At 42.6% G+C, this 25,777-nt stretch carries 21 protein-coding genes; 16 read left to right on the plus strand and 5 right to left on the minus strand.

Going from position 1 to position 25,777, the window contains the following annotated elements; genetic code table 11:
- The first annotated feature begins 57 nt into the window (after positions 1-57).
- Positions 58-1,941, plus strand: a complete 1,884-nt coding sequence (locus BM232_RS03265) for a SurA N-terminal domain-containing protein (protein WP_091711755.1) — start codon at positions 58-60, stop codon at positions 1,939-1,941.
- Positions 1,942-1,988: 47 nt separating this feature from the next.
- On the opposite strand, the gene BM232_RS03270 is transcribed toward BM232_RS03265, so the two are convergent.
- Entirely contained in the window at positions 1,989-3,191 is a 1,203-nt protein-coding gene (locus BM232_RS03270; RefSeq protein WP_091711756.1) for a dicarboxylate/amino acid:cation symporter, read from the minus strand.
- Positions 3,192-3,265: 74 nt separating this feature from the next.
- Positions 3,266-4,054 carry an enoyl-ACP reductase FabI gene (locus BM232_RS03275; protein WP_091711757.1) on the minus strand — a complete coding sequence of 263 codons (789 nt, stop codon included), beginning with the start codon at positions 4,052-4,054 and terminating at the stop codon, positions 3,266-3,268.
- 128 nt (positions 4,055-4,182) lie between these two features.
- On the opposite strand from BM232_RS03275, the gene BM232_RS03280 reads away from it, so the two are divergent.
- The 14 genes from BM232_RS03280 (at position 4,183) to folC (ending at position 19,800) form a co-directional block, all read left to right on the plus strand.
- A complete protein-coding gene (locus BM232_RS03280; protein WP_218153286.1) occupies positions 4,183-6,333 on the plus strand; it encodes an ABC transporter substrate-binding protein in 2,151 nt (716 codons plus the stop codon).
- 89 nt (positions 6,334-6,422) lie between these two features.
- On the plus strand, positions 6,423-7,187 hold the full coding sequence (pomA, locus tag BM232_RS03285; RefSeq protein ID WP_091711758.1) for a flagellar motor protein PomA: 765 nt from the start codon (positions 6,423-6,425) through the stop codon (positions 7,185-7,187).
- Between the two features lie 20 nt (positions 7,188-7,207).
- Positions 7,208-8,101 carry a flagellar motor protein MotB gene (locus tag BM232_RS03290; protein ID WP_091711759.1) on the plus strand — a complete coding sequence of 298 codons (894 nt, stop codon included), beginning with the start codon at positions 7,208-7,210 and terminating at the stop codon, positions 8,099-8,101.
- Positions 8,102-8,114: 13 nt separating this feature from the next.
- Positions 8,115-8,705, plus strand: a complete 591-nt coding sequence (locus BM232_RS03295; protein ID WP_091711760.1) for a YceI family protein — start codon at positions 8,115-8,117, stop codon at positions 8,703-8,705.
- 15 nt (positions 8,706-8,720) lie between these two features.
- Complete coding sequence (leuD, locus tag BM232_RS03300) at positions 8,721-9,359, plus strand: 3-isopropylmalate dehydratase small subunit (RefSeq protein WP_091711761.1); 639 nt, start codon at positions 8,721-8,723, stop codon at positions 9,357-9,359.
- 43 nt (positions 9,360-9,402) lie between these two features.
- A complete protein-coding gene (gene leuB / locus BM232_RS03305; RefSeq protein ID WP_091711762.1) occupies positions 9,403-10,473 on the plus strand; it encodes a 3-isopropylmalate dehydrogenase in 1,071 nt (356 codons plus the stop codon).
- Positions 10,474-10,493: 20 nt separating this feature from the next.
- Positions 10,494-11,516, plus strand: coding sequence for an aspartate-semialdehyde dehydrogenase (locus tag BM232_RS03310; protein ID WP_091711763.1), 1,023 nt, complete (start codon positions 10,494-10,496; stop codon positions 11,514-11,516).
- A gap of 33 nt (positions 11,517-11,549) precedes the next feature.
- A complete protein-coding gene (locus BM232_RS03315) occupies positions 11,550-14,117 on the plus strand; it encodes a motility hub landmark protein FimV (RefSeq protein ID WP_177207240.1) in 2,568 nt (855 codons plus the stop codon).
- 16 nt (positions 14,118-14,133) lie between these two features.
- Positions 14,134-14,913, plus strand: coding sequence for a tRNA pseudouridine(38-40) synthase TruA (gene truA, locus BM232_RS03320; RefSeq protein WP_091711765.1), 780 nt, complete (start codon positions 14,134-14,136; stop codon positions 14,911-14,913).
- A gap of 36 nt (positions 14,914-14,949) precedes the next feature.
- Positions 14,950-15,564 (plus strand): phosphoribosylanthranilate isomerase, encoded by a 615-nt coding sequence (locus BM232_RS03325; protein ID WP_091711766.1) that lies wholly within the window; start codon positions 14,950-14,952, stop codon positions 15,562-15,564.
- A complete protein-coding gene (trpB, locus tag BM232_RS03330; RefSeq protein ID WP_177207241.1) occupies positions 15,557-16,777 on the plus strand; it encodes a tryptophan synthase subunit beta in 1,221 nt (406 codons plus the stop codon). The genes BM232_RS03325 and trpB overlap by 8 nt, the downstream gene beginning before the upstream one ends.
- 10 nt (positions 16,778-16,787) lie before the next feature.
- The gene (gene trpA, locus BM232_RS03335) at positions 16,788-17,609 is read left to right on the plus strand and encodes a tryptophan synthase subunit alpha (protein ID WP_091711767.1); all 822 of its coding nucleotides are present in this window, start codon (positions 16,788-16,790) and stop codon (positions 17,607-17,609) included.
- Positions 17,610-17,628: 19 nt separating this feature from the next.
- Entirely contained in the window at positions 17,629-18,486 is an 858-nt protein-coding gene (gene accD / locus BM232_RS03340; RefSeq protein ID WP_091711768.1) for an acetyl-CoA carboxylase, carboxyltransferase subunit beta, read from the plus strand.
- Between the two features lie 6 nt (positions 18,487-18,492).
- Complete coding sequence (gene folC, locus BM232_RS03345) at positions 18,493-19,800, plus strand: bifunctional tetrahydrofolate synthase/dihydrofolate synthase (protein ID WP_091711769.1); 1,308 nt, start codon at positions 18,493-18,495, stop codon at positions 19,798-19,800.
- 1 nt (position 19,801) lies between these two features.
- Here the strand turns inward: folC and BM232_RS03350 are convergent, their stop codons facing one another.
- The 3 genes from BM232_RS03350 to trmB all read right to left on the minus strand — a co-directional run bounded on the left by BM232_RS03350 (position 19,802) and on the right by trmB (position 23,611).
- A complete protein-coding gene (locus BM232_RS03350) occupies positions 19,802-21,607 on the minus strand; it encodes an AMP-dependent synthetase/ligase (protein WP_091711770.1) in 1,806 nt (601 codons plus the stop codon).
- Positions 21,608-22,840 (minus strand): OmpP1/FadL family transporter, encoded by a 1,233-nt coding sequence (locus BM232_RS03355; RefSeq protein ID WP_091711771.1) that lies wholly within the window; start codon positions 22,838-22,840, stop codon positions 21,608-21,610.
- An 81-nt stretch (positions 22,841-22,921) separates the two neighbouring features.
- The gene (gene trmB, locus BM232_RS03360) at positions 22,922-23,611 is read right to left on the minus strand and encodes a tRNA (guanosine(46)-N7)-methyltransferase TrmB (RefSeq protein WP_091711772.1); all 690 of its coding nucleotides are present in this window, start codon (positions 23,609-23,611) and stop codon (positions 22,922-22,924) included.
- Between the two features lie 341 nt (positions 23,612-23,952).
- Between trmB and edd the strand changes: the two genes are divergently transcribed.
- Complete coding sequence (gene edd / locus BM232_RS03365; RefSeq protein ID WP_091711773.1) at positions 23,953-25,776, plus strand: phosphogluconate dehydratase; 1,824 nt, start codon at positions 23,953-23,955, stop codon at positions 25,774-25,776.
- The last annotated feature ends 1 nt before the right edge of the window (position 25,777 follow it).

Consider the following 25,777-nt stretch of genomic DNA (forward strand, 5'->3'; position numbering starts at 1 on the left):
TTGCCTATTGTATTAGAATAGCCGTTTTTAACAACATTTCGGGAAGGTTCTCTTCATATGTTGAATTTCATACGTAATCACGCCCAGGGATGGATTGCCTGGTTCATCGTTGGTTTAATTAGTATTCCATTTGCTCTGTGGGGCATAAATTCGTATCTATCTGGTGCTTCAGCAGTTGTTGTGGCAGAAGTAAATGGCTCACCAATCACTCAAACAGAATTACAAACGTCGCTGCAGCAATACCGTGACCGTATGCGTAGTATGATGGGTGATCAATTCGACCCTGCGATGTTTGATAGTGCCAGTGTAAAAAAAGACGTATTAGATGGGCTTATTGATCAGCGTTTATTACGCGATGCGAATCAAACCTTAAAGCAACGTATCAGCGATGCTGCAGTATCTCAGTTCATTCGTTCTACACCAGCCTTCCAGCGTGACGGTAAGTTTGATTCAGATTATTACGCTATGGTTTTGGCGCGGGTAGGATATACACCTACTCAATATGAAGCTCAATTAAGAGCGGATTTATTATCTCAAGAACTCACCACTAATATTCAGAATTCATCAATTGCCAGTGTCAAGCTACTTAATGAAGCATTAAGATTAGAGAGACAACAACGTGAGCTGGCTTATGGTGTTGTCCCTGTTAAGCACTTTGTTGATAAAGTGAGCGTCGATGATGCTGAAGTGAAGCAATCTTACGATGATAATGTAGCGGCTTACACAGCCCCAGAACAAATTAAACTGAACTATATTGAGTTATCAGTGGATCAGTTGGCAAAAGGGGTTCAGGTCAATGAAGAGGAATTGAAAAAGTTCTATGCTGATAATCAAAATCAGTTTGTTGGACCAGAACAGCGTCGTGCAAGCCATATTTTAATCGAAGGTGATGATGACGCCGCTTTAGAAAAAATTAAAGCTATCCAAACTCGTTTAAAAAATGGTGAAGATTTTGCTGCATTGGCAAAAGAAACTTCAGAGGATACTGGGTCAGCAGAAAAAGGTGGTGATCTTGGTTTCTTTGGCAAAGATGTCATGGATCCAGCATTCGAACAAGCTGCGTTTGCTTTGAAAAATGTTGGCGATGTCAGTGAGCCTGTTAAGACAGAGTTTGGCTATCACTTGATTAAACTAACAGGTATTCAAAAGCCTGAAGGTAAAACATTTGATCAAGTACGTGCTGAAGTCGAGAAAATGTATCGTCGTCAGCAAGCCGAATCTATTTTTTATGACAAAGCGGAACAGCTAGCTAATTTGAGTTTTGAGAATCCAGATAGTTTAGATGTTGCAGCTGAATCACTTGGCTTAGATATCAAAACAACCGAGAGCTTTACCCGTAGCGGTACTGAAGCTGGAATCACCAGCAACAAGAAAGTTATTGACGCTGCATTCAGTGAAGATGTGCTGAAAAATGATCTGAACAGTGCAGTAATCGAGTTATCTGATAATGATCTTGTTGTAATTCACAAAAATAAATATATAGCAGAAACGGTTTTACCTTTTGAGGCTGTTTCACCAGCGATCAAACAACAGTTAGTGTTTGATAAAGCCAAAAAACTGGCACAGGATGAAGGTGAGACTGTATTAGAGAAAGTGAAATCTGGCGATAACCCTGAGTCATTATTAACTAACTGGCAAGCTGCTCAGTTTTATGGTCGTGATGCAGAGAAAGTCAGTGTTCAAATTCTTCAGCGTGCATTCACAATGCCAAAACCACTATCTTCGCCTGAGTATCAAGGATTCTCAGCAGATAATGGAAACTACGTTGTTATTAAACTAACAGCAGTTAAAAACGGCAACATTGATGATGTGACAGAAGAACAGAAGCAAGCCTTGCAAAAACAATTAACTGGCATCTATGCGGCAGCCGAGGTTGAAGCTTTTATTGCACAATTACGTAATGATGCAGATATTGATATTCATCAGGATGCATTGAAATAAAATATTGTTTATTGCTGTTTGTTAAAGGCGCCTTAGGGCGCCTTTTTTTATGTGAAGCGATCAACGATGGCACTACCTACGCTATCACTCCATACGTTGATAGAAGTTCTGAATCGGTCAAGGAACCAATCAACAGAGAGTAATAAGGCGATACCATCCAACGGTAAGCCCACAGCACTCAGAACAATCACCATGGTGACAAGTCCGGCTTCGGGTATACCAGCAGCACCAATAGCCGCTAATGTCGCAGTGACAAACACAATAGCTTGTTGAGTCAGGCTTAAATCAATGCCGTATGCCTGGGCAATGAACATGACAGCCGCTGCTTCATAGAGCGCAGTGCCATCCATATTAATAGTTGCTCCAAGCGGTAAAACAAATTTACTGACTTTGTGGCTAACGCCATTCTCTCTGACACATTCCATTGTTAACGGAAGTGTCGCCGAGGAGCTGGCCGTACCAAATGCCGTGACTAGCGCGCGAGCCATACCAACTAGATAGGGGATTCCTCGTCTTGTCATCAAAAAAAGAACCAGTAATAACAGGACTCCATGAATAGAAAGTCCGGTTAACACAGTCACCACGTGCCAACCAACGGCTTTCATTTCGCTGAGAAATTGTTCGCCGCCACCTGCATTACCTAGTCTGGCAGCGATTAATGCAAAAATACCTATTGGGGCTAGATGCATTACCCAGACAACTAATTTCATCATTGCTTCGTTAATGCCATCAAACAGCTGGAATACCGGCCTTCCTTTTTCACCTAAGGTGCTTAAGGCCATGGAGAATAAAATAGCAAAGACAATCAAAGGAAGAAGTTGGGTTTGGGCTGCGGATGAAATGAGATTGGGAGAGACGAGAGACAAGATAATATCGCTGGCACCGGTATCCTGTTTTTCCAGAATATAGTCAGGCACTCCTGCTTGGCTCCATTGCATACCAGCGCCGGGTTGGATCCAATTGACGACTATTAGTCCTATTAATACCGCAACCGCTGTAGACAGTGTGTAATAGAGCAGGGTAAAACCGCCCATCTTACCCAGCTTTTTCAAATCACCTAATGAACCTATACCACTGATGATGGAAGCAATCACCAGAGGAATAATGGTCATTTTTAGCGCATTGAGAAAAAGTGTTCCAAGCCAGCTAAAACTGACGGCCAGAGCTGGGTTATACCAGCCTAGTAAAACGCCACTCGCTGCCCCCAGTACGATGAAGGCCAACAAAATCATGGCATGTTTATGAGACATATGGCCTCCATATTTTGATCAAAAAAAAGGGCATTTATAAATGCCCTTTTAGAATACCAGCAAAAATAAGCGGTTTACTTATCACCAATGCCGACAATGTTATAACCAGCATCAACATAGGTAATTTCACCTGTAACACCAGAGGCTAAATCAGAACACAGGAATGCAGCCACATTACCTACTTCTTCAATGGTGACATTTCTTCTTAATGGTGAGTTACGTTCACCATAAGCCAGCATTTTGCCAAAATCACCGATACCAGCGGCAGCAAGTGTTTTGATTGGACCGGCGGATACAGCGTTAACACGGATACCTTCTTCACCTAGTGAGTAGGCCATATAGCGGACAGTCGCTTCCAAAGCCGCTTTCGCTACACCCATGACATTGTAGTTATCAATCGCTTTTTCCGCGCCGAGGTAACTCAACGTTAATAAAGAACCATTGCGACCGGCCATCATATTTTTGCCCGCTTTGGCTAAAGCAGCAAAACTGTATGCACTGATGTCGTTGGCCATTGCAAAGCCTTCACGGGTCACACTATCAACAAAACCACCCTGCAATTGTTCACGAGGAGCAAATGCAACAGAGTGAACGATAGTATCAAGTCCATCCCAATGTTGACCTAATGATTCAAATACACCGTTGATTTCATCATCACTGCTTACATCACAAGGAAAGACCAGCGCTGGGTTGGCGCCACATTCTTCAGCGATTTTTTCAACGCGTGATTTTAATTTCTCATTTTGATACGTGAAAGCCAATTCAGCACCTTCGCGTGCCATAGCATGAGCAATACCAGATGCAATTGAGCGGGGGCTGGCGACACCCACAATTAATGCGCGTTTGCCTTGCAGAAAACCCATGTGTCTCTCCTAACTACATATAAAGCCGGATAACTTACCTGATTTTAGGGATGACGGAAAGAGCAAGCATGCAGTAATCTTCTACTGGTATCATGCAAACAATACCTAATGCAGTGAAATGAGGTTATATGAGATTGAAATATTGGTTGCTTAGCAGTGTGCTGTTGTTATTAACAGCATGTGATATGAGAGCGATAAACTCACCTTATCCAGAAGCGTCCAGCGATGAATCTATTCTCTATACCGCTTTTTCACTTCGTCCTAAACATTTGGATCCTGCAAGGTCCTATAGTGCGAATGAAGCGATCATTACCGGCCAGGTATACGAGCCACCTTATCAGTATCATTATCTAAAACGTCCTTATCAGCTTGAGCCATTATCTGCATCAGCGATGCCCGAAGTGATTTATTTGGATAAACATAATAATCCGGTTAAATCCAACGCCAGCAATATTGCTTTTTCTGTCTATACCATTCCTATCAAACACGATATTTTTTACCAGCCTCATCCTGCCTTTGCTAAGGATGAAAATGGCAATTGGCTCTACCATCATTTAACAGAAGAACAAATCGCAAATATAGAAGATTTAGCGGACTTTGAAAAAACAGGCACACGACAGCTAGTAGCGGCTGATTTTGTATATCAGATCAAGCGTCTGGCGCATCCTGAAATTCATTCACCTATTCTTGGCGTGATGGCGGAACATATTGTTGGGCTTAAAGAGTACGCTGAGCAATTAAGAGGCATTAGAAAAGAGCAGGGGACAGTCGATCTTCGTCAACATGAAATTAGTGGCGTAAAGACTATTGATGATTATCACTATCAAATAAAGGTATATGGAAAATATCCCCAACTGGATTATTGGCTCGCAATGCCTTTTTTTGCACCTATCCCTTGGGAGGCAGAAGAATTTTATTCTCAGCCCGGACTGATTAATAAAAATATCACTTTGGACTGGTACCCGGTTGGCACCGGTCCTTTTTATATGACGGAGAATGATCCAAACCGCCGTATGGTTTTGACTAAAAACCCTAACTTTCATGGCGAACGTTATCCCTCTGAAGGAGAAGAAGCTGATAAACAAAATGGTTTATTAGCCGATGCAGGTAAGCCGCTGCCTATGATTGATAAGATTGTTTTTACTCTCGAGAAAGAAAATACGTCTTACTGGGGTAAATTCATGCAGGGCTATTATGATGTTAGTGGCATTAGTTCAGATAGCTTCGAGCAAGCAGTAAATATTTCAGCATCTGGCGAATTTGGCTTAAGTGATGCGATGAAAGATAAGGGAATAAAACTGGAAACAGCTATTGCCGCGACTATTTTTTATACGGGGTTTAACATGTTAGATCCGGTGGTCGGTGGTGATAGCGAGCGAGCCAGAAAACTCCGACAAGCTATTTCTATTGCTATCGATCAGGAAGAATATATTTCCATATTTGCTAATGGCCGCGGTATTCCTGCTCAAGGACCTATTCCTCCTGGCATCTTTGGTTACAGTGACGGTAAGTTAGGAATTAATCCCTACATGTATAAATGGGAGAATGGGCAGGCTGAGCGTAAATCCATAGAAACAGCAAAACAACTTCTGGCTGAGGCGGGATATCCCAACGGCAGGAATAAAAAAACGGGTGAACCACTTGTGCTCTATATGGATATCACGGCAAGTGGTCCTGATAGTAAAGCGGATCTGGATTGGATGCGTAAGCAATTTAGAAAACTGAAAATCCAACTTGTGCTTCGTAGCAGTGACTATAACCGGTTCCAGGATAAAATCCGCCGTGGACAAGTACAAATGTTCCAATGGGGCTGGAATGCTGATTATCCTGATCCGGAAAATTTCCTGTTTTTGCTCTATGGTCCTAATGGTCGTGCAGAGTTTGGTGGTGAAAATACAGCAAACTATAAAAACAAAGATTTTGATAAACTTTTTGAAAAGATGCGCACCATGTCAAATACACCGGAGCGATTGGCGATAATCAAACAGATGGTTAATATCGCCAGGAAAGATACTCCCTGGATATGGGGCTTTCACCCTAAACAATTTTCGCTATATCACAAATGGAATCATAATGTTAAGCCTAATCTAATGGCTAATAACACACTGAAATACCGACGTATTGACACCGGCCTGCGTGAAAAACTTCAGTCTCAATGGAATCAGCCGATACTCTGGCCATTAGGCATTGTAATATTTGTGATTATGATGATGGTCCTGCCAGCGGTTTTGATTTACCGCTCGAAGAAGTATAAAAAGCATCATTTTCCATCGACATAGAGGAGATTTTTACTATGCGATTAGGTAGAATGCACTGCCAGTGCTTCGGCATTTCATTGATGAGTTTCTAGTGTTTAGGGAGTAATTGAGTGGATTTAGCTACACTGCTAGGTTTTATTACGGCTTGGGGCCTGATTATAGCAACCATTGCGCTTGGTGCAGCAGCTGGTGTTTTCATCAATATGCCTTCATTAGCCATTGTACTCGGCGGTTCGTTTGCCGTTGTGCTGATGCGATTTACATTAGGACAGTTTATTGGCTCTATCAAAACAGCCATGAAAGCGTTTTTATATAAATCGGAATCACCACAAGAAATTATTCAATCAGTTATTGAGCTGGCAACCATTGCAAGAAAAGAAGGTTTACTTGCTCTGGAAAAACAAGAAATAACCAATCCTGTTTTAGCGAAAGGTATCCGAATGCTGGTCGATGGTCATGAGCCAGCGGTAGTCAAAAAAGCACTGGTTACCGAAATGAATGAAACTGTTAACCGACACTCCATCGGCCAGCAAATTTTTAAAACGATGGGGGACGCAGGTCCGGCGATGGGTATGATTGGTACCTTAGTTGGTCTTGTACAGATGTTATCCAATATGTCGGATCCTAAGTCGATTGGCCCTGCAATGGCAGTCGCATTGCTGACAACACTTTATGGTGCGATGTTAGCAAATATGTTTGCTCTGCCAGTGTCCGATAAACTTGCTTTGCGTAGTAGTGAAGAACTGATGAATAAAAGTATTATCATCGAGAGTGTGATGGGCATTCAGGAAGGTCAAAATCCAAAAGTGCTGGGTGAGTTATTACAAAATTTCTTACCTGCATCTAAACGCGACTCAGATGAACCAGCAGAGTAACTAATGTTGGTCAGATTATAATGAGTGAAGACAGCCCTAGACCTAAAAAGCAAGATGAAGGCCTACCGGCCTATATGGGCACATTTGCTGACTTAATGTCATTGCTGATGTGCTTCTTTGTCTTGTTACTATCCTTTGCAGAAATGGATGCGTTGAAATATAAGATGGTCGTTAAATCCCTTGATAATGCCTTTGGGGTTCAGCGCGAAGTTATTGCCGATGCCGTCCCTGTGGGTACCAGTATTATTGCTCAGGAATACAGTCCGGGTGATCCTAAGCCGACACCACTGAAAGTTGTCAGACAAGAAACAGTTGATGATACCCGTGAAAAAATTAAGGTGACGATGGATGCCGAGGAAGTGGCTCAGCAACAGGCTAAGGAAGTTGCTGAAGAAACCCAAAAATTCCGTGAAGCACTCGATAAAGAAATTAAAGAAGGTTTGATTGAGGTTGAAAGTCAATTTAGCCGTATCGTCATTCGTATAAGAGAAAATGGTTCATTTCCGTCCGGCGATGCCAGGCTGAATCCCAGTTTTAAACCTATTCTCAAAAAAATTCATGATGTCTTGGTTGGCACAGCGGGACAAATAGCTGTGGCAGGGCATACCGACGATGTACCAATAAATACACCAAGATATCGATCAAATTGGGAACTATCTACCTCTAGAGCAACGTCTGTAGTACATGAGTTGTTGGCACCCGGTGATATGAAACCAGAACGCTTTGTTCTGGAAGGGTATGCGGATACACATCCACTAGTGCCAAACAATTCACCCGAAAATCGGGCGATTAATAGACGTGTAGAGATCATTGTTCTGAAATCCCCGGTTGAGGAAGGTTTAACCCGTTCAATTGATGAGCTCATGAAAGAGCACGAATCAGTTGATGGTTCCGTTACTACTGTTTACGAATAATGAGGGAATAAGAATGAAAAAAATGAATGTATGGTTATCGACTCTGGGTTTTTTATTGGTGAGTTCAGCAGCTTCTGCGACGCAATGGCAGATCAACAATAACGAATCACAAATCAATTTTATTTCGACAAAGAAAACCAATATTGCTGAAGTACATCAATTCGACAAAATAGCGGGAAGTCTGGCTGACAATGGTGAATTCTCCGTAGCGATTGATTTGGCATCTGTTGATACCGGTGTCGAAATTCGTGATAGTCGTATGAAAGAATTTTTGTTCAATATTGCTGACTTTCCGAAAGCAGTGATTTCTGCCAAGTTACCTCCTAACGAAATTGCTCAACTTGAAGTTGGACAGACAAAACCCTTGTCTGTGGATGGCATGCTTGAACTGCATGGTCAAAAACAAGAAATGACCTTTGAAGTTTTGGTTACTAAAGTCACAGCGAATGAGTTATTGGTGGTATCTGCTCACCCGGTGATTTTAAATGCCGATAATTATAAACTGGCTAAAGGTATAGAAAAATTACGTGAATTGGCTAACTTGCCTAGCATTAGTCATGCTGTACCTGTGAGCTTTTATCTAACGTTGAACGCGACGAACTAAGAGGTATTCCTCGCAATGCAAAAATTTTCAGTTGAAACTGGCATCGTTATCCCATTGGATCGTCCCAATGTGGATACCGATGCGATTATTCCCAAGCAGTTTTTGAAATCAATTAAGCGAACAGGCTTCGGGCCGAACTTATTTGATGAATGGCGTTATCTTGACCATGGTGAGCCAGGTCAAGATAATAGCCATCGACCTTTGAATCCTGATTTTGAGCTTAACCAAGCTCGCTACAAAAACGGTACGATCTTACTTGCCCGTGAAAACTTTGGTTGTGGTTCAAGCCGTGAACACGCCGTTTGGGCGCTGGACGACTTCGGTATTCGCGTTATTATCGCACCTAGCTTTGCCGATATCTTTTTCAGTAACTCTAGCAAAAATGGTATTTTGGCAATTACTTTAGAAGAGTCTTTGATAGATAAACTCTTTGAACAAGTTCAAGCGATGCCCGGATACCAACTGACAGTTGATTTGCCTGAGCAGAAAATCACTCTTCCTGATGGCGAATCAATAGCATTTGATGTCGATGCTTTCAAAAAACATTGTTTAATCGAAGGACTTGATGATATCGGTCTGACATTACAACACACAGCTGATATCAAGTCTTATGAAGAAAAGCGTAAACAAGAAGCGCCTTGGTTATTCTCATAAGACAACCATCTAAATTTAGTAAATTATTTTAAAGATATAAAAAATGACAAAAAAAATTGTAGTTTTGCCTGGTGATGGCATTGGTCCTGAAATCGTTGCTGAAGCAGTCAAAATTCTGGAAAAATTTCGTGAAGAAGGTTTAGATATCAACCTTGAGTACGGCTTAATTGGCGGTGCGGCCTATGATGAAACAGGCACGCCACTGCCTGCAGAAACCTTAGAAATATCAAAACAGGCTGACGCTATTTTGCTTGGTGCTGTTGGTGGTTATAAATGGGAGTCATTGGACATTAGCGTGAGACCGGAAAAAGGGCTCTTAGGTATACGTTCTGAATTGAATTTATTTGCTAATTTACGTCCGGCTATTTTATATCCTCAGTTAGCTGATGCTTCTACCCTGAAAGCTGAAGTTGTTGCTGGCCTGGATTTAATGATTGTGCGTGAGCTGACTGGGGGGATCTATTTTGGCCAGCCTCGTGGTATCAGAACATTGGATAATGGTGAAAAACAAGGGTTTAATACACTTGTTTATCGTGAGAGTGAAATCAATCGAATCGGTAAGGTCGCTTTTGATATCGCTGCTAAGCGCCAAGGCAGAGTTTGCTCTGTAGATAAAGCAAATGTGCTGGAAAGCACAGAATTGTGGCGTGAAACTATGACAACATTATCAAAATCATATCCGGACATTGAATTGAGTCATATGTATGTTGATAACGCAGCCATGCAGTTGGTGAGAGCACCAAAACAATTTGATGTCATGGTCACCACTAATATGTTTGGTGATATTTTATCGGATTGTGCCTCTATGCTGACCGGATCGATTGGTATGTTGCCTTCGGCTTCACTCGATGAAAACAGTAAAGGTATGTATGAGCCTATTCATGGTTCAGCACCTGATATTGCTGGGCAGAATATTGCTAATCCACTGGCGACAATTTTGTCAGCTGCTATGATGTTACGTTACACACTCGATGAAGCCTCTATGGCGGATCGAATTGAAAAAGCTGTGAGCAAGGTGTTAGACGATGGTCTTCGTACTGCTGATATCTACTCTACTGGTATGACCAAGGTTTCAACCTCAGAAATGGGTGATGCGGTACTCGCAGCGTTATAAATTAAAACAAAAGGTGTATTGTGAATAAAAAAGTAGATGTTGCAGTTGTAGGTGCTACAGGGGCCGTAGGTGAGGCCATGTTGGAAATTTTGCACCAACGTCAGTTTCCAGTAGGTAAAGTGTATGCGCTGGCAAGTGAAAGAAGTGCAGGTTCTACAGTAAGCTTTGGTAATAAGTCCATCATTGTTGAAGATCTCGCTGAGTTCGACTTCTCCAAAGTACAAGTGGGCTTATTCTCACCAGGAGCCAGTGTCTCTGCAGAGTATGCGCCTAAAGCAGCGGCAGCAGGTTGTGTGGTTATTGATAATACGTCACAGTTCCGCTATGACGATGATATTCCACTGGTCGTGCCTGAAGTTAATCCTGAAGCCGTAGCTGATTACAAGAATCGTGGCATTATTGCTAATCCTAATTGCTCAACGATCCAAATGATGGTTGCTCTGAAACCTATCTATGATGCAGTTGGTATTACACGTATCAATGTTTGTACATACCAAGCAGTGTCTGGTTCTGGTAAGCCTGCAATGGATGAACTTGCTAAGCAGACAGCCGATTTATTAAACGGACGTCCAGTAAAAGCAGAAGTCTATCCAAAACAAATCGCGTTTAATGTGTTGCCACAAATTGATGTATTTATGGACAACGGCTACACCAAAGAAGAAATGAAAATGGTGTGGGAAACTCGTAAAATTATGGGTGATGAGTCAATCCAAGTGAATCCAACAGCGGTTCGTGTACCGGTGTTTTTTGGTCACTCAGAAGCGATTCATATTGAAACTCGTGACAAGATCACTGCAGAACAATGCAAAGCCTTATATGAAAAGGCAGATGGCATCGTATTGCTTGATGAGCGTAAAGATGGTGGGTATCCAACTGCTGTAACTGAGTCTTCAGGCCAGGATCCTGTGTTTGTCGGACGCATTCGTGAAGACATTTCCCATGAAAAAGGATTAGATTTATGGGTAGTAGCAGATAACGTGCGTAAAGGTGCAGCACTTAATAGTGTTCAGATTGCTGAAGTATTGGTTGAAAAGTACCTTTAAATTAAGCTAGATAAGGAAGTTAAGGGGATGAAAATGAAGAAACAGCTTTTTGCCAGTATCGCTGTCGCATCAACGATAGGTTTTTTCACTCCCTTAACCAGTTATGCTTTTGGTTTGGGCGAAATTAAAGTGATGTCTGCTTTGAATGAGCCCTTCAAAGCAAGCATAGATATCAACGCATTACCTGCAGAAGAAAAAGAAAGTTTTGAAATCAGAATAGCGTCAAATGAGGAGTTTGAGAAAGCAGGACTGGATCGAAGCTATATCTTGACACAACTGAAGTTTGACGTTGTTGAACAGCAAGGAAAATCACGGGTTTTAATTAGTTCTCAACAAGCAATTAAAGAACCTTTTCTGGATTTCTTATTAACGGCCTCTGCTGGTGGTGGCAGACTTATCAGGGAATATACTGTTCTACTTGATCCTCCTGAAGTATTGATGACCTCATCAACAGCGAAAACCCGCTCAGCACCGAGCGTAAGTAGCTCGGTATCAATAGAGCCAGAAAGTAGTCAATCTAATACATTATGGTCCAGTGGTCAGAAGTACGGACCTGTTGCCAAGGCTGATACTTTATGGAACATTGCTCTGACAACACGTCCCGATGCCTCTGTTTCAGTTCAGCAAATGATGATGGCGCTGGTTGAGGCTAATCCTGAAGCTTTTGTCGATAATAATATTAATGGACTAAAAGCAGGCTATACCCTCACTATTCCAGATCAAGCTGCAATATTGTCAAAATCTCAGGCTGAAGCGTATCGATTATTTAAAAATCAAAATGCACAATGGCGTCAGCGTGATAAAACGGTAGTTAAGTCAACGCCTGCAGTTGTACAGCAGCCTCAGACAGCATCGACTGAAACTGATGCGGTTCAAACTGATGCTGAAAATTCAACAACTGAGAATACACAAGCTAGCTCTACAACAGAGAGTAACGCAGATGAAGAAGCACATCTGAAACTGGTAGCACCAGAGCAAAGTAAAACCACACAAGAAGATGCTTCACCTAATCTGGCTGGCAATGAAAAAATCAATGCCCTGACAGAGCAATTGACTCTCGCTCAAGAAACAATAGAAGCGCAAGCTCAGGAAAATATCGACTTCAAAGCAAGAATGGATGCCATGGAAGAGCAGTTAGAAACCATGCGTCGATTAATCTCGTTGAAGGATGCTGATCTCGCCAGATTACAAGACTTACTAGAGGAAAAAGATCAGGCTAATACCTCAGCTGAAGCAATGGATGATGTCTCTGATACCGAGTCAACACCAGAGACAGAAGCAGATGCCAGCAGTGTTGATGAGTCTGATTCTTCTTCACTTGAAGCTGAAGTGTCAGCACCAGCAGAAATAGAAGAAACGGTTGTTGAAGAGTTACCTCCAGCAGATGATTTTGTGCCTGATAATCTTGTCGATACTATTAAGGCTTTCCTTGCTGAATATAAATTACAGCTAGGAGGAGCATTACTAGTTGTACTGCTTTTGTTGTTATTACTTGCCAGAAGAAAAAATAATGAAGATACCTCATATACTGAGGTGGCAGATTTTGAAGCTCTTAGCCCAACAGAAGACGATAAGCAGTATTCACCAGAAATGCACGTTGATAAGGTGCCTGAAAATCACGATGAAGATGAGCATGTAGATGATGAGCCAGTCAGCGAGCAACAAGACCCACAGAAAAGTGTGATGGAACTGGTTGAGCAAGCAGATATGTTTGTTGGCTATGCCGATTATGCCCAAGCAAAAGTGGCTTTGGAGCAAGCTAAAGCAAGAGAGCCTGATAATACACTTGTGGCATATAAGTTATTGTTTGTACTTTATAAACAAAAACAAGTAGATGATTTTGTTGCACTTGCTGAAGCCACTAATTTTGATGAAGACAGTATTGAGTGGGATGAAATAAAGCAATGGGGAGCACAACTGGCTCCTGATCATGCCTTATTTGCTGCTGATGAATCAGTTGAGACTGATATTGCAACAGATGATCATGAGGAATCGATTCCTGTAATTGATGATGAAGCTGACGATAAAGAGTTAGATTTCAGTGCTCAGGATGAGACGGATAATGTTCCAGTTTCTATTGATCTTTCAGAAGACAATCATGATGCTCCACTGGAGTTCGACACAGTAGATATTTCATCGCCAACTGATGATGAAGAGAATGTCATCCATACAGATATCTCATCAGAGGAAATATTGTCAGAGAAAAATGATACGACAGAAGATAATCATATTGATGATGATCTGTTGTCGTTTGATACCGGAACTACTTTTGGAACAGTTGAAGAAGATAAAGAGGATGAAAGTGAGATTGAACATGACTCTCTACTTCCGTTTGAGCCTGGCGCATCTTCCTCATTAGATCCGAAACGGGTTGATATAGCACCATTTGATATGGATGCTGACGATGAACCTGATATTGAATTTGATATCGGTGATATCGATGAGATTGATGAGGCTGAAACGAAGCTGGACCTGGCTTCAGCTTATATCGAAATGGATGATACTGAAGGGGCAAGAAGTATTCTTAATGAAGTTCTAGCCGAAGGTAACGAAGAGCAGAAAGCTCGAGCCCAAACTATCCTCGACTCATTATCAGAATAATTAGAGAGAGGAAGTAGTGAGAATAGCACTCGGCATAGAATATGCCGGCACACATTTTTGTGGATGGCAAATACAGTCACATTCCAGAACAGTTCAGGGTGAGTTACAGAAAGCGGTTTCCATTGTGGCGAACCATTCTGTTGAAGTCTATGCTGCCGGACGAACTGATACCGGTGTACATGGTTTAAATCAAGTTGTGCATTTTGATACTGATTCAATTAGGGAAAAACGAGGCTGGCTTTTAGGCATCAATGCTAATCTGCCAAAAGATGTGAATGTCACTTGGGTTCAGTTTGTCGATGACGATTTCCATGCACGGTTTTCTGCTATTAAGCGTAGTTATCGTTATTTAATTTTAAATCGTCTCAGCCGCTCCTCAGTTCATCAGCACCGGATGTGGTGGCACTATCCTCCATTAGATATTGAAAAAATGCAGGCGGCAGCAGATCAATTAGTTGGACGACATGATTTTTCAGCATTCAGGGCCAGCGAATGCCAGGCAAAAAGTCCAATAAAAACACTGGATAAAATTCAGGTTAGTCAGCAACAGGACTGCATTGCAATTGATGTTGAAGCACTGTCTTTTTTACATCATATGGTAAGAAATCTGGTAGGTGTAATGGCAGCCATTGGTGATGGCAGCGAGCCTGTTGAGTGGGCTGGCCAGGTTTTACGTAGTGTAGATAGAAGTCAGGGAGGCATTACAGCTCCCGCAGAAGGTTTATATCTGGTCGATGTGAAATATCCAGAACAATATTCAATACCGACAGTGTCAGCTTTTCCGGTGCTCTGGTAAAGTAACAGCTCTATTTGAGAGTATCTAGCGAAACAGATGAGAACCCGAGTAAAAATATGCGGCATAACACGTCAGCAAGATGCTGATTTTGCTGCAGAATCAGGTGCGGATGCTATTGGTTTAGTGTTTTATCCTCCGAGTCCGCGTGTAATATCTTTTGCGCAGGCAAAGACGATTACCGCTAATTTATCTCCTTTTGTTTCAAAAGTTGCGCTGTTCGTTGACCCAGATAAAGATCTGGTTTCACGCTGCCTTGACGATGTATCGGTTGATATAATTCAGTTTCATGGTAATGAGACCCCTGAGTTTTGTCAGCAATTCAATTTACCGTACCTCAAAGCAGTGAGAATGAGAGAAGATACAGATTTGTCTGAAATTGCAGCACGTTATTCGTCAGCTTCAGCTTTACTGTTAGATACATACCAGCCCGGAATACCTGGCGGTACCGGCAAAACCTTCGACTGGTCTTTGATCCGTCGTATAAATAAACCCATTATTTTAGCGGGTGGTCTTGATATGACGAATGTCAGAGAGGCCATCCATCAAGTGCAGCCTTATGCGGTTGATGTCAGTGGTGGCGTTGAGAGTGATAAGGGGATAAAAAGTCATGACAAGATCAGCACTTTTATGAGAGAGGTGGCAAATGCTTAAAGAGCATATTCACGATTATTACAAATCATTTCCTGATGAGCGCGGACATTTCGGGCCTTATGGTGGCCGTTTCGTTGGCGAAACGCTTATGGGAGCGATTTACGAGTTACAAGATGCTTATGAACAGTATCGTAACCATCCTGATTTTTTGGCAGAAATGGACAAAGACCTAAGCACTTTTGTTGGCCGTCCATCACCTCTCTATCTGGCTGAGAATTGGACAAAGAAACTAGGCGGCGCACAGATTTATTTAAAACGTGAAGATCTTAATCACACCGGCGCGCACAAAGTTAATAACACTATTGGTCAGGCTTTATTAGCCAAACGAATGGGCAAAACCCGAATTATTGCTGAAACAGGTGCTGGTCAGCATGGTGTTGCTACCGCTACAGTGGCTGCGCGGATGGGGCTGGAATGTATTGTCTACATGGGTGCTGAAGATGTTGAGCGCCAAGCCCAGAACGTCTATCGGATGAAGTTATTAGGCGCGCAAGTTGTGCCTGTTGAATCAGGTTCACGTACGCTAAAAGATGCTTTGAATGAAGCTTTACGTGACTGGGTAACCAATGTTGATGATACCTTCTATATCATCGGTACTGTGGCTGGACCACATCCGTATCCGGCGATGGTGAGAGATTTCCAATCTATCATTGGTCGCGAAGCAAAACAGCAAATGTTTGATATTAACGGTAAGCTACCGGATGCGCTGGTGGCGTGTATTGGTGGTGGTTCCAATGCTATCGGTTTGTTTCATCCATTTATTGAAGATGAATCTGTGGCTATGTATGGTGTGGAAGGTGCCGGACATGGCATTGAAACAGGACAGCATTCAGCCCCATTGAGTGCGGGCAGACCAGGTGTATTACATGGTAACCGTACCTATCTTATGCAAGATGATTATGGTGAAATCATTGAAACTCATTCTATTTCGGCAGGGTTGGATTATCCTGGTGTAGGTCCTGAACATGCATGGTTGAAAGATATTGGCCGGGCAAATTATGTATCAGTGACGGATGAAGAAGCTTTAACAGCCTTTCATGATTTAACCCGTACAGAAGGAATTATTCCAGCACTTGAGTCGAGTCATGCACTGGCCTATGTGAAAAAATTAGCGCCAACGATGTCCCCAGAACAAACATTGATTGTTAATTTATCGGGCCGTGGTGATAAAGACATGCATACAGTCGCAGCAATGGCTGGATTAAAATTCTAAGGAAGTAACAATGAGTCGTATAAGTCAGTGTTTTAAAAAACTGAAAGCAGATGGGCAGACAGCTCTTATTCCCTATGTTACAGCAGGGGATCCTGAGCCTTGGGTAACTGTGCCGTTACTGCATGCACTCGTCGATGCTGGTGCTGATATCATTGAATTGGGTATCCCTTTTTCGGATCCCATGAGTGATGGTCCGGTGATCCAAAAAGCCTGTGAAAGGGCATTAAAGAATGATGTGAGCGTGAAGTCTGTTTTAGAGATGGTGAAGAAGTTTCGTGAAAAAAATTCTGAAACACCCATCGTATTAATGGGCTACGCTAACCCAATTGAAGCCATTGGCTATCCTACCTTTGCTAAACTAGCTAAAGAAGCAGGCGTTGATGGTGTATTAACCGTAGATGTTCCACCTGAAGAGTCAGATGACTTCCGTCAGATCATGGATGAGCATGAAATCGATACGATTTATCTTGTTGCGCCAACAACATCCAATGAACGTATGTCAATGATTGCCAGCTATGCTCGCGGATTCATTTATTATGTTTCCATAAAAGGGGTAACAGGCTCTGCTTCACTTGACATCACCGAAGTAAATGAAAAACTGGCATTATTACGGGAAAGAACAGATTTACCGTTAGGTGTTGGCTTTGGTATTCGTGATGGTAAATCGGCTGCAGCAGTGGCTGAAATTGCTGATGCCGTTGTTGTGGGAAGTACTCTCGTCAAATGTATCGAAGAACATGCACAACGACTTGAAGAGTTACCTGTAGCGGTAGCTGGCTTATTAGCCGAAATGCGACACGCTATTAATGCGCGTGATTTAGCAAAAGCATAAACATAACGAAGGTGACAAGATGAGCTGGTTTGAAAGATTACTTCCCTCAAAAATTCGCACGACAGTACGCAGTCGTTCAGTACCAGAAGGTGTCTGGTGTAAATGTCCTAGTTGTGACAATGTACTTTATCGCGCTGAGCTTGAACGCAATTTGATGGTTTGTCCTAAGTGCGATCATCATCAACGCATGAATGCCAGAACACGCTTGGAAAGCTTCCTGGATGAGGGAGAGCGTAAAGAAATTGCTGTCGAAGTAAAACCTGTTGATACACTTAAGTTCAAAGATAGTAAGCGCTATAAAGACCGTCTTACGCAAGCGCAACGTATAACAGGTGAAAATGACGCTTTATTGGCAATGCAGGGTAGAGTAAATGGTCTGCCATTAGTTGCTGTCAGTTTTGATTTTAACTTTATGGCCGGTTCAATGGGATCTGTCGTGGGTGAAAAATTCGTTCGCGCTGCCAAAGTTGCTCTAAAAAATAATATTCCATTGGTCTGTTTTTCTGCCAGTGGTGGCGCACGTATGCAGGAAGGCTTACTGTCCTTAATGCAGATGGCAAAAACCAGTGCCATCCTGACTCAGCTAAGTAATGCAGGCATTCCTTTTGTATCGGTGATGACTGATCCAACCATGGGTGGTGTTTCTGCAAGTTTAGCGATGCTTGGTGATATCAACGTTGCTGAACCCAATGCCTTGATTGGTTTTGCTGGTCCGCGTGTTATTGAACAAACAGTTCGTGAAACATTACCGGAAGGTTTTCAACGCGCTGAGTTCCTGCTTGAACATGGTGCCATTGATATGATTATCGACCGTCGTCAAATGCGAGATAGATTATCTAATATTCTCAGCATGCTTCAGCATCGTGCCATAGCCTAGCACTGTATGCGGTTTAGCACATTGCCACAATGGTTAGAGTGGCAAGAAAAGTTACACTTTACTGAAATCGATCCTGGTCTGGCACGTATTGGTCAGGTATGGGAAAAAATGCAAGGGCAGACACAACTACCATTCAAGGTTGTGACAATTGCCGGCACAAATGGTAAAGGGTCATCGGTGGCCATGACCAGCAGTATTCTTATGGCTGCTGGTTATCGGACAGGCACGTATACATCACCACATTTACTCGCTTATAACGAACGCATTGCCATTAACGGTATGCCATGTTCAGACGAACAGATATGTGCTGCTTTTGCCCGAATAGATGAGGCACGCGGTGATATTTCACTAACTTATTTTGAGTTTGCCACCTTAGCCGCAGCTGATATTTTCCGTCAGCAAGAGATTGATATCGCTGTATTGGAAGTTGGCATGGGCGGGCGTTTAGATGCAGTTAATCTATTTGATGCTGATGTTGCACTTATTACACCGATTGGCTTAGACCATACTGCCTGGCTAGGTGATACACGAGAAAAAATCGCCTATGAAAAAGCAGGCATTATCCGATCTCAGACGCCGGTTGTTTGTTCTGAGTCTGAACCGCCATATACGCTGATTGATTATGCAAATTCGCTGCAGGCACCTATATATAAGGCGGGTATGGCCTATCGCTATTCGCCACTTACCGAAGATACATGGTCATGGCAGTCAAATGACACCGAAGCAATGCTGCTTCCGCATCCAGCCTTAGTTGGTGATTATCAGCTACAGAATGCTGCAGCTGTGGTCCAGGTTTGTCACCTGTTACGTGAACAAGGTATGTTGATTGATGCTTTTGCCATTAAAGATGGACTGAAGAATGTTGTTTTGGCAGGACGTTTTCAAGAAATCAAACACGAAAACATCACCGTAATTCTTGACGTTACTCACAATCAGCAAGGTGCAGAAAACCTTCATCGCTTATTATCAGAGCGAAATAACACGGGTAAAACCTATGCTGTTTTAGCGATGTTAAAAGATAAAGATTGTCGGGCGGTGACAAAAATTCTGGAAAAAGACATTGTTCATTGGTTTTTTGCTGGCCTGGATGGTAACCGCGGTATGGATGCTGACTCTTTGGCTGCTAAAACGATGCAAGCTTCCGAACAGGAAAACTACAGTTGTTACACCACAGTGACTGAGGCCTATCAACAGGCCTTACTACAGGCGCATGCAGGTGACAGAGTTCTGGTTTTCGGTTCATTTCATACCGTCGAAGCGGTGATGAGGCTATTACCTGAGTTTCAAAACACACTCACAATGACTGCTGAATAATTCAGTCTTGATAAAACTCAGCAATGATATGCTGATTCTCTTCAATAAGTTTGGAGCGTTTTATTTTTAGCGTTGGCGTAAGCATGCCATTTTCCACCGTCCAAGGCGACAAACTCAGATTCACCCGACGAATTTTAGCGTAAGCTGGGAATTCATGTAATAAACGTCTAAATTGTTGGATAACGTGTTGTTGTAAGGGTTTATTCTGGAGACTATTTTTATCCATCGCATCCAGTTTTAGCTTTTGGGCTAGTAAAAGCCATTGCTCAGCATTTAACACAATCAACGCAGACAGAAAGGGTTTGCCTTCACCTACAACCAAGGCTTGCTCAAATAGTTCATCGCTGGTGATTGCCATTTCCATATCAGCAGGCGAGACCTTTTCACCATTACTCAGAACCAGAATATCTTTAATACGTCCGGTGATAAATATATGACCAGTGTCAGCTATTTCAGCTTGATCTCCGGTATGTAGCCAACCCTCAGCGTCGATAGTTTTTGCCGTAGCTTTATGATTGTTCCAGTAACCCAGCATATTGCCTGGACTGTTCACTAACAGTTCTGAATTCTCAGCGATTTTTACTTTAACTGTAGGGATGGGCTGGCCAACACTATATGGTTTATTGTCACTGAGAGTGTTGACGCTGATAACCGGGCTTGTTTCAGTTAAACCATAGCCTTGTAACAGATTGACGCCCATACCAATAAAGAACTCAGCAACGTGATGTGGAATAGCTGCTCCACCACTGACGGCGACTCTTAGTTGACCACCAAATAAAGCCTGTATGTTTTTTGCCACTAACTTGTCTAATACTGGCATCAGCAGAAAACTGGGTGACCACTGACGGCGCTGCTGTTTATGGAGGAAATAACACCAGCCGATTTTATGTGTGAGCAGGAATAAAAACCGTTTATACCAAGGCTGAGATGACACATTGCTACGCACACGTTGATAAATGCGTTCGAATATTCTGGGTACAGCAATTAATGCTGAGGGTTTTAGTTGTTGAAGATCATTCGCTAATTGTGGAATGCCTCTGGAAAAAGCGACTTTCGACCCAGTCATCATTGGCAAATAATAGCCTGCAGTTCGTTCTAAGGTATGAGACAAGGGAAGAAAGGAAAGAAATAAATCATTAGATTTAATTTTAAAGTGTTCGAGCGAGGCACTGGCCACCGACAAAATATTGTAGTGACTGAGCATAACACCCTTGGGTTTTCCGGTCGTACCTGAGGTATAAATGATGGTCGCTAACTGATCTGTCTCCGTTTGCCAGTCAAGCAGCGGATAGGAGATATCTTTTTTTAACCACTCATCTAAATACATAGCGGGTGCATCAAGCGTTAATTTATCTGTACTTTTAATAATGACGCGTTTGAGCTGATGTTCGTCTGAAAGAGAAGGCTTAAGACGATTCCATTGATGGTGATTTTGTAATAGCAAAAATTTGACATCAGCATCCTGCAATATAAAAGCAAGACTGTCAGGCCGATCGTCGGGATAGAGGGGTACGGTAATCAGTCCCAAGCTTAATGCTGCCTGATCAAAAAATACCCATTCGGGACAGTTTTTCAGGTTTAAGGCAACCCGATCTCCAGGCAATAAACCTTCAGATTTTAGTGCTTGTTGCCAGTACGCTATTTGCTGAGCAGCATTTGACCAGCTTATTGTTTGCCACTGTTGAGTCTTCTCACAGTAATTAAGATAGGCTGTCGAATCTGGCGTTTTATTGAGTCGCTCTCTGAATAAGCCATATAACGTCTGAGCGGCACTGGCCGAGATGTAATCTGTTATATCTTCGGACATTTACATTAACCAACGAAGCTGAACTCCTAATAAGTCAACGCTGACATCGTAATCACCATTAAGATGATTAGTGCCATCAGATTCTTTTATTGAAGGATTACTGGCAAATAAATGAGCATAACCCGCATCAATAATCAGATTATCGGAATAGTGGTAGGTGGCACCAACTGCTAACCATTTTCTGTTGTTATCCGGTATTCGGGCCGTTCTTCGTTGTGCACTTGGAACGGGAGTTTCATCATAAGCAATCCCTGAACGGAGTTGCCATTTATCGCTATAACGATAATTTACGCCCAAGCCGTAACGCATACTATTATCCCAATCTTCAGGTTTCGTGCTAGTAAAAGCACCGCCATCGGATTCAATAGCCAGCTCCTGAAAACGGCTCCATCGGGTCATGGTAGCGTCAGCCATCACAGACCATTTTGGATTGATTTGGTGATGAATAGCCAGCGAGATGGTTTCCGGTAAATCAACATCGCCCTGGATGTTTTGATCAGCTAAAACAGTACCATTCGCTGTGGTCAGAGTACCGTCACCTTTTAAGGTATGTGAAATTTTTGAGCGATAAGCCAGTGCCAGTCGAGTGTCTGGTGTCGCTTGATACATCAGCCCCAGATTATATCCATAACCCCAGTCATCCGCTTCCAGTTTTACTTTGCCATCTGAGGTGCCTAAATTCGCCATCTGGCTCAAAGTCAGATCGATATATTCAGCACTGACGCCAAACCCAATCGATAATTTATCTGTCGCCTTGTAGGCAAGACTGGGATTGAAGTTAATGGTTTTAAGATCAGATTTAACAGCAAAATAACGACCTACCCAACTTTCGTTATATTCAGTGACTAGACCAAAAGGGGCGGTAATACCCAAGCCAAAAGCCAATTTTTCATTGAGTGGTTTGGCATAATAAAAATTAGGAACGACGGCATTTTTTGCTGCATCACCATAGTCGCCACCGTTAGAAGGTGAAGATGTTCCATCGTTGTTGAATTCGCTATTCGGTGCAACATAGTTAATCGCTAAATCCAGTTCAGACTGTTTTAAATAAACCAAACCGGCAGGATTGAAGAAAATCGTACTCGCGTCCTCAGCGGAGGCAGCACTTCCTGCAAAGGCTCTACCTAGTCCTGTCACACTTTGCTCAACAATAGCAAAGCCTGCACCAAAGCTGGCACTGCTCATTGTGCCAAGAAGTAGAAAAGTAGGAGCTTTTAGGATATTTAATTTCATAGTCAATCGCTTGCAGCGGTTTTTTGAACAAGAGAACAAAGTATCCTAAGCGCTAATGGCGTGCAAGCTTTTCTCCAAGGATTAAACTCGTTTAAATACCAAGTCCCAAACCCCATGACCCAGCCTATGTCCACGTTGTTCAAATTTTGTCAGCGGGCGATAACTTGGCCTTTCAATATAGGTATTGTCATGACTGGTATTTTGAAAGCGTGTATTTGAGGATACATCGGCTAACATTTGTTCAGCATAATCCTGCCAGTCTGTCGCAAGGTGCAAATGTCCGCCGTGCACAAGTTTATCTGCTAAAACGTTTACAAATTCAGGTTGGATAATGCGTCGTTTGTTATGACGTTTTTTATGCCACGGATCAGGAAAGTAGATCTGAACACGTGCCAATGCCTGATTTTTAATGCGATGCTTAATAAGCTGTACGGCATCTGTACATGCCACTCTGACGTTGCTTAACTGTTCGTCGTCAATAGCTTTTAGAAGTTGGCCAACACCTGGACGATGTACTTCAACGCCAATATAGTCGTGGTCCGGGTGGTTTTTTGCCATTTCAATCAGAGAGGCACCATTACCGAAACCGATTTCTATGACTTTTGGTGCTTCGCGACCGAACAGTGCGTTGAGATCCGACAAATCTGTATCATCATCAATACCAAAGACAGGCCAGTGATTATCAAGGGCGCGTTGTTGACCTGGTGTCAGTCGGCCTTCACGGCGAACAAAACTGCGGATTTGTCGCAAGGTTTTTGTTTCAGTTGTCATAGTCGTATCGGTAAAAATTTAAAGGCGGATATGATACCTGAAGCGCTACTGGATAACACGGCAAGCAAAATTTTTTATACTCATACAATATTATTGAAAGGATAATGTGATCGATATTACAACCAGTATTTACGCGTAATTACGTAGTATGGGAATTTAAAAACAATAAAAAATACCTCTTTTCCCTAAAGCGTTTACGGTGTAAGTTTTTGATAACAGCGTGCTAAAAAAGACTATTAGAGTTATAATCTCCGGTCTTTACGTAGAATCTTAAGGGTACTCCTAGCCCCGCAATTATCTTTGCATATAATCAGGCAAAGCATTTAAGAGAGAAGGAAAGTATGGTTCATCCAGTTTTAGAAGCCGTCACCAATGACGTAATCGAGAGAAGCAAAAAAACACGTGAAATCTACCTCGCCCGTATTGATGAGGCGATGCAAAAAGGTCCTCATCGTGCTGTATTGGGCTGCGGTAATTTAGCTCATGGATTTGCTGCCTGTTCCATGTCAGAAAAATCAGACTTAGCAGGTGATAAAAAAGCCAATATCGCGATTATTTCTTCATACAACGATATGTTATCGGCGCATGAGCCGTTTAAAGATTTCCCTGCAATCATCAAACAAGCCGCAACAGAAGCGGGTGGTGTTGCTCAGTTTGCTGGTGGTGTTCCTGCCATGTGTGATGGTATTACACAAGGCCAGCCAGGTATGGAACTATCACTTTTCAGCCGTGATGTTATTGCTATGGCAACTGCCATTGGCCTTAGCCATAATATGTTTGATGCCGCTATGTATCTCGGCGTCTGTGACAAAATTGTGCCGGGTTTATTAATTGGTGCATTGAGCTTTGGTCACTTACCAGCTGTTTTCGTACCAGCAGGTCCTATGCCAAGCGGTTTGCCTAATAAAGAAAAAGTCCGTATTCGTCAGCTTTATGCTGAAGGCAAAGTCGGTCGTGATGAGTTATTAAAAGCAGAATCTGAGTCTTATCATAGCCCGGGCACATGTACTTTCTACGGTACAGCGAACAGCAACCAAATGATGGTTGAAATGATGGGCTTACACCTACCTGGTAGCTCATTTATCAATCCAAACACACCATTGCGTGATGCATTAACAAAACGTGCAACTGAACAAGCACTGAAATTTACTGCATTAGGTGATGATTATCGCCCAGTTGGTCATCTGATCGATGAGAAAGCGATTTTGAACGCTCTGGTCGGTTTATTAGCGACAGGTGGTTCAACTAACCACACTATCCATCTGATCGCGATTGCACGTGCAGCAGGTATTATCATTAACTGGGATGACTTTGACCGTCTGTCAAAAATTATTCCATTAGTGACACGTATTTACCCTAACGGTACAGCTGATGTGAATCACTTCCAGGCAGCTGGTGGTATGGGTGTATTAATTGGTGAACTGTCTAAAAATGGCTTAATGCATACTGACATCATTACCATCGGTGATGAAAAAGGTATGGAACAGTACACTAAAGAGCCGACACTAAAAGAAGGCACACTGACTTGGGAAGAAGGACCAGAAGCTTCTCTGGATACTGATGTTATCGGTAGTATTTCAGCACCTTTTGCAACAAGCGGCGGTTTACACTTAATCAAAGGTAATCTTGGCCGTGGTATGTCTAAGATTTCAGCCGTTGATCCGAAACATCAGGTTGTTGAAGCGCCTGCAATGGTGTTTGATCATCAGGATGATGTTGTTGAAGCCTTTAAACGTGGCGAAATGAACAAAGACGTGATTGTTGTTCTGCGTTTCCAGGGACCAAAATCAAATGGTATGCCTGAGTTGCACAAACTGACACCACCATTAGGCGTATTACAAGATAAAGGCTTCAAAGTAGCACTTGTTACTGATGGTCGTATGTCTGGTGCCTCTGGTAAAGTGCCTTCAGCTATTCACCTATGTCCTGAATGTGCGGATGGTAGTATCCTGACCAAAATTCGCGATGGCGATATGATCCGTCTTGATACTCAACGCGGTGAATTAAACGTGTTGGTTGATGAAGAAGAACTGAACTCACGTATGGCCTGTGTATTGGCAAATACTGAACATCATTATGGCATGGGCCGTGAACTGTTTGACAGTTTCCGCCAGGGCGTTTCAACTGCTGAAACCGGTGCTATCAACATGTTTAATGTCGAATAAT

This window comes from Methylophaga sulfidovorans, assembly GCF_900114205.1.
GTDB classification, from domain to species: domain Bacteria; phylum Pseudomonadota; class Gammaproteobacteria; order Nitrosococcales; family Methylophagaceae; genus Methylophaga; species Methylophaga sulfidovorans.